Raw genomic sequence first — 2326 nt, 5'->3', positions numbered from 1 at the left:
CAGGGTTATCACTTAAGAATGATAAATGGCTGTCCAATTGGTGGGGTCCACTTCTATAGTCTATTGATTCTCCTAAAGGTCCAGGCCTTGGACTAGCTGTCCTACACATGGCGCCTTCGTCGATATCCTCTGTTATTAATCCCTCTAGAGGCCCTGGAATACGGTATGAAACCATAATTAACTCACTAAATGATAGCTAACGATAAATAATAGCGTAGGTTGGGTTAGTTGTTAAGTAATCCAGTATTTGACGGAACTCGGTGAGGCGCAATCCGTAGGGCGCAATAGCGTTAGCGTATTGCGCCCTACGGATTGCGGAAGCGGAATTTACGTCTGGTGGCGCCTTGTTAGCAGCTTTCAAATAACACGAGATAAATATGGCGTTTTATAGATTAACCACGCTCCAATTAAAGATAAACAAAAAACAACTATAGCTATGAGCGGAATGGATATTGCTGGGTAGAAAATGAATGGACCATATCCGAGATATTGAATGGTTTCCAGGATTACAGGGTGTATTAGATAAACCCCCAAAGTTAAAAGCGATAACTTTCTGCTTAGGGCTACATTGCCAATAGGCAAAGTCCACGACTTTAAAAGATACATAACGCTGACCGACATGGGAACCACAGTGATACCGGTGTAATTATAAAAATATAGCCCAGCATCTAAACCTTTTCTGCTTGCCACAACGTAACACCCCACTGCTGTTAAGATGAATGAAACTATAAACACACCCCATAAAATAAGCTTTGAATGATTGCGCTCATCAGATCGGATTAAATAACCAAGAAAGAAAAATGGTATGTAGGATAAGAACCAGTTAGTAAAAAGTGGAGATTCCTTGTTACCAATACCGCTTAACACCGATAAAAACATGGCAATAATAACTAGGGTGGTAATTTCGTTGCGAGTAGAGTTGACTAAAATCTTCCGAAAGAATGGTGTAAACAAGTAAAGCGGTATAATCATGTATAAAAACCACATATGGTAATGCGGTTTCCCCGATATAAGTTTTCTGGCTAAGTAAGCCAAGGACAAAGGCTCTGCTTTAACGAAGCCCTTTAACACTGCCCATAATAGAAAGAAAAGAGACCAAAAAAGAATAGGAATAAATATTTTTGATAGCCTTTTTATGTAAAAAGTCTTTAGATCTTCCTTTTTGTGTGGATCAAGTAACACTGCTCCACTAATCATCACGAAAACGGGAACACACCACCTAACAAGTGAATCATAGAGGTTGCCAACCCACCAACTTTCTGTGCCAATAACACTTTCAATCACAACGCCAGCCGCTACATGTAAAAAAACTACGGCGAAAATTGCGATTATTCTCGAATTGTCCAACCAAACCATTTGAGCACCCTTTTGACTGCTAACAAGTTATTATCTAGATCTGGATATTCTATATTTTTTCTCAATCTAAGCAGGCAAAATAATCTTCCAAATCAAGTTCTCTAAATTGGATAACATACAATAAGCATAAAAAACAGTTTCAGGATAACATCAAAGATAACTCCCCATTTTATGCCCAAATTCGCGCTCAAAAATTCAGCCATGCGTTATCTTGTAAATAAGAGATAAAGCACACTCAGCTATTGACTTTATCTAACAACACCGCTTCACCCCCCGCCACTTCTCCTCCTGCCACTGCTTGAAAAATTTCCACAAGCGGGACGGGGTTTGCAACCCCGTCCCTAACGTTTCTATACCGCCCAAGCTAAGCGACTACGCTCAACATAGCGCATCATGTTACAAGCAGTTTGGTAAGGAGCGGCGAGGCCGGGTTAGCCGATGACCAAAACCAATATTTAGGCCTTGAAACATAACTTTTCCGCACCGGATTTTCATGGATATAGTTAAGCTTTTGCAAATAGAAAGCAGGGTTTTTAATCTTCTTCGGCGCATTAGTCTCCATCCAAAATTGATAACTGCCCTGCTCATCCACAAACAGTTTCAATACATTTGGCTCCGTGCTTTCAAGATTGCGCCTGAGTTTACCGGAAGTGAAGCGCTTGAAATCCCGTAAAAATCCCGCCATATCCGGCGAAGTCACTATGAGATGGATATGATTCAGCATAAAAACATAGCCGTTCAATTCCAGCCCTTTGTTGTCTTGGCAATAACGGATTGAATCGGACAGGATCTGCCAGCGGTTATGGCGATCGAACAGGTAATACCAGCGTTGAACGGTTAGTGTGAGATAGTAAGTGCCGGCATTAAGCCCGGCAGCTATGCGTCGGGATGGCATGGTGAATCCTTTCTAATTTGGGCATTGTTAATTTGGTATGGTTTGAGCTAAACTAGCCGATTTTTACCGAGTCAG

General features: G+C 41.2%; 2 protein-coding genes. Both read right to left on the bottom strand.

Annotated features, from left to right (window positions below; translation table 11 throughout):
* Positions 1-357: 357 nt before the first annotated feature.
* On the bottom strand, positions 358-1356 hold the full coding sequence (locus IT781_RS21660; protein WP_194972250.1) for an acyltransferase: 999 nt from the start codon (positions 1354-1356) through the stop codon (positions 358-360).
* 391 nt (positions 1357-1747) lie between these two features.
* Complete coding sequence (locus IT781_RS21655) at positions 1748-2251, bottom strand: transposase (protein ID WP_194972249.1); 504 nt, start codon at positions 2249-2251, stop codon at positions 1748-1750.
* Between the last annotated feature and the right edge of the window lie 75 nt (positions 2252-2326).

Source organism: Methylobacter sp. BlB1 (assembly GCF_015476545.1).
GTDB lineage: Bacteria > Pseudomonadota > Gammaproteobacteria > Methylococcales > Methylomonadaceae > Methylobacter.
This window is presented reverse-complemented; position numbering and strand designations above follow the sequence as displayed.